This is a genomic window from Bradyrhizobium sp. (assembly GCF_049581145.1).
Classification (GTDB): domain Bacteria; phylum Pseudomonadota; class Alphaproteobacteria; order Rhizobiales; family Xanthobacteraceae; genus Bradyrhizobium.
This window is the reverse complement of record NZ_JBAURI010001019.1, coordinates 1-5,558: the sequence shown is the minus strand read 5'-3', so window position 1 is coordinate 5,558 and position 5,558 is coordinate 1. Positions and strand designations below refer to the sequence as shown.

Below are 5,558 nucleotides of genomic sequence, written 5' to 3'. Positions count from 1 at the left end.
GGCTGCATCCGGGCCGGTCGGGGACGATCCAGATCGGCCCGCAGAACCAACTCGGCAGTTTCGGCGAATTGCATCCACGGACATTGGAGGCGCTGCGCGCCGACGGCCCGCTGTTGGCGTTCGAGGTGATCCTCGACCGTATTCCGGCCGCCAAGCAGAAGCCGACCCGGGCCAAGCCGCTGCTCGACCTGTCGCCGTTCCAGCCAGTGTCGCGGGACTTCGCCTTCATTGTCGACCGCAGGGTGAAGGCGGCCGATATCGTGCGCGCGGCGCAGGGCGTCGACAAGAAGCTGATTACGGACGTCACGGTGTTCGACCTCTACGAGGGCAAGGGCATCGACGAGGCCAAGAAATCAATCGCGATCGCAGTGACGATGCAGCCGCGCGAAAAGACCATGACCGACGAGGAGATCGAGGCGGTCGCGGCCAGGATCGTGGCCGAAGTGACGAGGAAGACCGGCGGCAGCTTGCGCGCGCGAAGCTGATTTCGACCGGGTGCTTGTGCAAACGACCAACGCATGACGCGCCTGATTCCGACCGAGGTCAGCGTCAGCACCGCCGTGGCAATCTGCGCGATCGCCTTGATCGCAGCAACGGCGCGCGGATTTTCCGGCTTCGGTGCGGCACTGATCTTCATGCCGCTGGCCGCGAGCTTCGCTTCGCCGCGCCTCGCGGCAGCGCGGCTTTTGATCATCGAGTTCATTGCCGCCGCTCCGTTCATTCCGAAGGCGTGGCGGGAGGCGGACCGCAAGGCCACGGCGATCATCGCGATGGGCGCATTGATCGGCGTACCGCTCGGCACCTTTTTGAGCCGGCTCGATCCCGTGACGACGCGCTGGATCATATCCGCCTTCGTCGGCGCGCTATTGGCGCTGCTGCTGTCAGGCGGGACGCGCTGAAGTTTGCGCTGCTGGTCGGCCCGATCGGCGCGATCGGCGTCTTGGTCCGGCGCGCTGCTGTTCGACCGCGCCAGCGAGACGCTGTTTCGCGCCATCTGCTACACGCTGATCGCTGCGCCGTCATCTTCGGCCTGCCGGTGCTCGATTCGGTGCTTCGCTAGCATGGTCACGAAACGTGCGTCGCGGCTTTCCGAAACTCGAGCTGGGGCGCGACGGCGATTCGACCTAATGGCATCGCACTTGAGATCGCATCAATCGAGCGGCGAAGCCGTCCTTGTCCTTGATGTGCGCCGATGCGACCTCGGCATCCGGGCGGATCCCTCGACGGGCGCAGTGTCCTTCACCGCGCCAATCTTGCGCAGCGCGGCATCTGCCGCCCGCTCGCCGCTCTCCCAGGCGCCATCGACGGTTCCCCACAACGTCTCATGGGTCGCTTCACCGGCCAGGAACAGGCAGCCGATCGGCTCGGTCAGGATTTTTCGCGACGGCTGTCCGCCTGGGGTTGCCGCCGACATCGCGCCGAGCGCGTAAGGCGCCGCGTTCCAGCGCGTCGCGCTGGTTTGCTTCACCGCCGCGACCACATCGCTGCCGAACAATTTCGTCAGCCACTCTTTGCCGAAAGCAACCATTGCCGCCTCACCCTGGGCAGAGAGATCGCTGCCGAACGAACCGCCGACATCGATCGCACACAGCGACGATCCCGCCATGTTGGCGAACAGCAGCGCAGTGCGCGTTCCCGTGCTTTGCTCGATCATGACATCGTCGCGCGACAGACCAAGCGGATTGCCGGGCAGCTGCAGCACGATGTGATCGTAGCTGCCGAGGCTCAGTCTGGCCGCGGCATCGAGATAGCGCTTCGGCATGTCGGGCGTGAATTTGATATTGCCTGCAACCAAGATATTGCTCGACACCGTGATGACGGCGGCCCGCGCGGCGATCCTGCCGGCGGGCGTCTCCACCGTCACGTCGCGATTGCTCCAGACGATGCGGCCGGCAGGTGTCGACAGCGAGAGCGGGATCTGCTCGCCGAGCTTGGCCATCAGGGTACCGAAGCCCTGGCGGCAGACCATTGCGGCGCTGCGATCCTGGGCATGGGCCTTGTCGATCACGGAAAGATCCTTCAGATCCTTTCCCGTCGCGCTGGCACCGAGCACGAAATCCGCCGCGCCGGCCCAGTCGCCGAGATCCTTGGGCAGCGCGGAGGCGCAGGCGAGATCGACTTTGCCGCGCGAGGCGTCATCGATCGCGCGATTGGCCCGCACCAGGGCTGCGAGAAATTCCTCGGTCTCGCCGGCGCGCGCGTAACGGCGGCCGATGCGGATCTTCTGTCCCAACGGCACGGACGAGACGTCGAGCCCGACGTTGCGGGCGAGCTTGATCATCGGGTTGGCATCTGGATTGTGTATCCAACGTGCGCCGCGATCGAACGGCACGTCGAAGCTCGATGTGTCGGTGACGCAGCGGCCACCGATCTGGCCCGCGGCCTCGACCACGATCACCTTGCGATTGGCGGCCATGATACGCCGTGCCGCGGCAATGCCGGCCGCGCCAGCGCCGATCACGACGATATCGGCCTCGCGCGGCAACGGCGCGGCGGAAGCCGCTCCAGGGAGCACCGGGGTCGCCGCAAATGCCGCGGACGCCGAGAGAAAGCTGCGGCGCGTCATTGTCATGTCAGGGTTTCCGGAGCTTTGCGCAAACGAGAACAGCCGGCGAACCTTGCCGCATCTGATGCCGCGCGGCAACCATCATGGTGAATCAATGATGATTGATCCGATCAAGCCATCAACCAAATTGCAACGGCTATCGAGGATGATAAGACAGGGAAAGGCGGCCGCAGCGCCGCCGCGGGGAAAGTCATCATGGGCGTCGTGCTCGATACGGTCGGGAAGCTGATCGCCTTCTATCTTCAGAAGGAACTGCCCGGCTATGAACCGTTCACGCCGAGCGATCCGGAATCTCTGCTCAGCGTCATCCGGCCCGGCGACGTACTGCTCGTCGAAGGCAACAACCGGATTTCCGGCATCATCAAGTATCTGACGCAATCGACCTGGTCGCATGCCGCGCTGTTTGTCGGCCCGATTGGCGGCGCCGAAGAGTCCGACGGCGAACCGCATGTGCTGATCGAGGCCAACGTCGGCGAAGGCGTTACCTCCGCACCGCTGTCCCGCTATTTTTCCTACCACACGCGGCTCTGTCGACCCGTCGGACTGAGCTACGAAGATCGCGATACGGTGTGCCGCTACGCCATCAACCGGATCGGCTTCGGCTATGACACCAAGAACATCCTCGACCTGATGCGCTATTTGATCCCGCTGCCGGTGCCCCAGCGCTGGCGGCGGCGGATGATCGCGCTCGGCTCCGGCGATCCCACCAAGATGATCTGCTCGGCGCTGATCGCGCAGGCGTTCGATGCCGTGCGCTACCCGATCCTGCCCAGGATCACGCGGGCCGGCTCCAAACAGGCGCGACGCGAAATCCTGCACATCCGCGATTCATCACTGTATATGCCGCGGGATTTCGACATCTCGCCCTATTTCGAGATCGTCAAGCCGACCATCGTGCACGGTTTCGACTACACCGCCCTGCACTGGGCCGACAAGCAAAGGCCGCTCCCGGAGGTAGCGGGCGAATTCGGACCGTTTCCGGAAGCTATCGGCTCGCCGCCGCTCGTTCCTGAAGAGGCTGACCAGGAAACGGCGCTTCCGCCTGCGGAAGTGACGGCGGCCGATGCGACGCCGGTCGAACGGCTCACGGTATCCGAGCATTTCATGGTCGTCGAACATGTCGAGGCGCGCAGGCCCAAGCGCCGCGATCAGGCGGGCGAGATCGCGGCTTAGGCTGCAGGACGCGCTTCTTCGGAGCTGGATACGCCGGATGGCGCTCGGCACGGCCAGCCATGGTTCTTCCAGCCGTTCCTTCGATGCCTCGTCAGCCCGAAGCCGAACCACCACATCACATCATGCAACCCATGCCGGTGAGGACCTCATCGGCTTTCTTCTTGTGCTCGACACTCAGTGAAGCGTAGCGCTTCTCGAGCGCCGGTTTGATCTCTTTCAGCGCGGCGACCCGGCTGTCCATTGCAGCAATTTGCGTATCCAGGCGATCGGATGGGGTCTTGGCCTCGTACATGGCCTTCATCGTCTGCCACATGCCCTGCATGCCTTGGAAATTGCTTTTGATCGTTCCCGCGTAAGCGTTCCATTCGGTCATGTGCGCGTCTGTAATGCCGAGCTCGCTCACGCCAGAGCGCCATCGAGCGGAACGACGAGTAGAGGACTTGGCAGAAAAAAGGATTGATCGGAATCAACGGGTCGCTTGCATCGAATTTGCGCGTCGGACGCGAGGTGACAATCGCAGCATCGGACGTTTCGAATATGGCCGATTCAGTTGGGCAAGGCGCTGCCTTCATACATGAACGTCATGGGCCTCGGCCCGGGAATATAGCCGGTCTCGATCCGGCCGATGCGGAATCCCGCATCTTCGATCAACGCACGAATCGGACGATTGAGGTGGCAACCGCCGGCGATATATCGCCAGGCCGGCGTCAGCCGGTCCTGCCAACGGCGAACGCCCTCGTCGGGCGCTTGTCCGTGCTCGACGAACAACAACCTGCCGCCTGGACGCAGCACACGGCGCATCTCGGCAAGTGCCGCCGAAGCCTGCGGAATCGTGCACAAGGTCCAGGTCGTCACGACCGTATCGACGCTGTGACGGTCAAGCGGAATGGCCTCGGCGGACGCTTCGACAAAGCTGACCGGCGTGTTCGCCCCGCGCGAACCACGCTGGGCCATGGTGAGCAGCCTTGGCGCCGGCTCGAGCGCCAGGATCTCTCGCACCGGCGGCCGATAGAACGGCAGGTTGATTCCCGATCCGACACCGATCTCGAGCACCCTGCCTTCTGCCGCGCCGATCACGCGCTCGCGGAACGGCACGAATTGCTTGTTGCGCATTGCAAGGTCGCACAGGCGGGGCAGGATGACGTCGCTGTAGAAGCCCATCGAACACTCCCTGCTGTCGTTCCGGCCAAGTGAGCCAGGTTGCTGCTGCGCCACCCGGCGCAATGAATTCATCGTGCATGACGCCTCCGCTACCGGGGAGCATGCTGCTTAACCGCGCTTGATCGGCGTCAAGGCAGCCAACGCTGACGGGCGTTAGTCTATCGGTCCGATCGGCTAATCACCGCCATCAGCTCGGCGATCTTGTCACGCTGATCGGCCTTGTTGCCGCTGGCGATGGCGCCTTCAACGCAATGTGCGACATGATCCCGCAACACCTCCTCCTCCAGACGCCGGAGTGCGGCACGGGCAGCGGAGATTTGCGTGACGATGTCGATGCAATAACGGTCCTCATCGACCATTTTCGACAGACCGCGAACCTGTCCCTCGATCCGGCCGAGACGTTTCCGTAATGACGCCTTGATGTCTGCTCGCATTCCGCCTAGATACCCGTACCGGGTACAGGTTTCAAGAGCCGGAGTACATGATGGCCGATATCGACGCGCGCAAGACCGACGCGATCAGGGAGTTGAGTTCCGGCGGCCTGGTCGAGGCGATGCCCGCGAAGACCGCCAACTCCTGCGGCGGCGGACACAATGGTCACGGCCATCACGTCCAGCCTGCCGCGGCAGACACCTTGAAAGTGCTCGATCCCGTCTGC

5 protein-coding genes and 2 pseudogenes are annotated in these 5,558 nt (G+C 63.7%); 3 read left to right on the top strand and 4 right to left on the bottom strand.

What is annotated here, in order from left to right:
- Together WCB02_RS33030 and WCB02_RS33025 are read left to right on the top strand one after the other, a co-directional pair.
- A pseudogene (locus WCB02_RS33030) lies at positions 1–485 on the top strand (phenylalanine--tRNA ligase subunit beta); the annotation flags it as partial.
- 33 nt (positions 486–518) lie between these two features.
- Positions 519–1,060: pseudogene (locus WCB02_RS33025) on the top strand (TSUP family transporter).
- A 90-nt stretch (positions 1,061–1,150) separates the two neighbouring features.
- Here the strand turns inward: WCB02_RS33025 and WCB02_RS33020 are convergent.
- Complete coding sequence (locus WCB02_RS33020; RefSeq protein WP_423964992.1) at positions 1,151–2,572, bottom strand: flavin monoamine oxidase family protein; 1,422 nt, start codon at positions 2,570–2,572, stop codon at positions 1,151–1,153.
- Positions 2,573–2,761: 189 nt separating this feature from the next.
- On the opposite strand from WCB02_RS33020, the gene WCB02_RS33015 reads away from it, so the two are divergent.
- A complete protein-coding gene (locus tag WCB02_RS33015; protein ID WP_423964989.1) occupies positions 2,762–3,739 on the top strand; it encodes a YiiX/YebB-like N1pC/P60 family cysteine hydrolase in 978 nt (325 codons plus the stop codon).
- A 115-nt stretch (positions 3,740–3,854) separates the two neighbouring features.
- On the opposite strand, the gene WCB02_RS33010 is transcribed toward WCB02_RS33015, so the two are convergent.
- The 3 genes from WCB02_RS33010 to WCB02_RS33000 form a co-directional block, all read right to left on the bottom strand.
- The gene (locus WCB02_RS33010) at positions 3,855–4,142 is read right to left on the bottom strand and encodes a Spy/CpxP family protein refolding chaperone (RefSeq protein WP_423964987.1); all 288 of its coding nucleotides are present in this window, start codon (positions 4,140–4,142) and stop codon (positions 3,855–3,857) included.
- Between the two features lie 143 nt (positions 4,143–4,285).
- Complete coding sequence (locus tag WCB02_RS33005; protein WP_423964985.1) at positions 4,286–4,900, bottom strand: methyltransferase domain-containing protein; 615 nt, start codon at positions 4,898–4,900, stop codon at positions 4,286–4,288.
- A gap of 158 nt (positions 4,901–5,058) precedes the next feature.
- Positions 5,059–5,334: a metal-sensitive transcriptional regulator gene (locus WCB02_RS33000; RefSeq protein ID WP_423964983.1), complete on the bottom strand. Its 276-nt coding sequence runs from the start codon at positions 5,332–5,334 to the stop codon at positions 5,059–5,061.
- Between the last annotated feature and the right edge of the window lie 224 nt (positions 5,335–5,558).

What these genes read in the sequence shown, in the direction of transcription:
- WCB02_RS33020 (WP_423964992.1), bottom strand. Translation starts at nt 2,572, where the DNA reads ATGACAATGACGCGCCGCAGCTTTCTCTCGGCGTCCGCGGCATTTGCG.
- WCB02_RS33015 (WP_423964989.1), top strand. Translation starts at nt 2,762, where the DNA reads ATGGGCGTCGTGCTCGATACGGTCGGGAAGCTGATCGCCTTCTATCTT.
- WCB02_RS33005 (WP_423964985.1), bottom strand. Translation starts at nt 4,900, where the DNA reads ATGGGCTTCTACAGCGACGTCATCCTGCCCCGCCTGTGCGACCTTGCA.
- WCB02_RS33000 (WP_423964983.1), bottom strand. Translation starts at nt 5,334, where the DNA reads ATGCGAGCAGACATCAAGGCGTCATTACGGAAACGTCTCGGCCGGATC.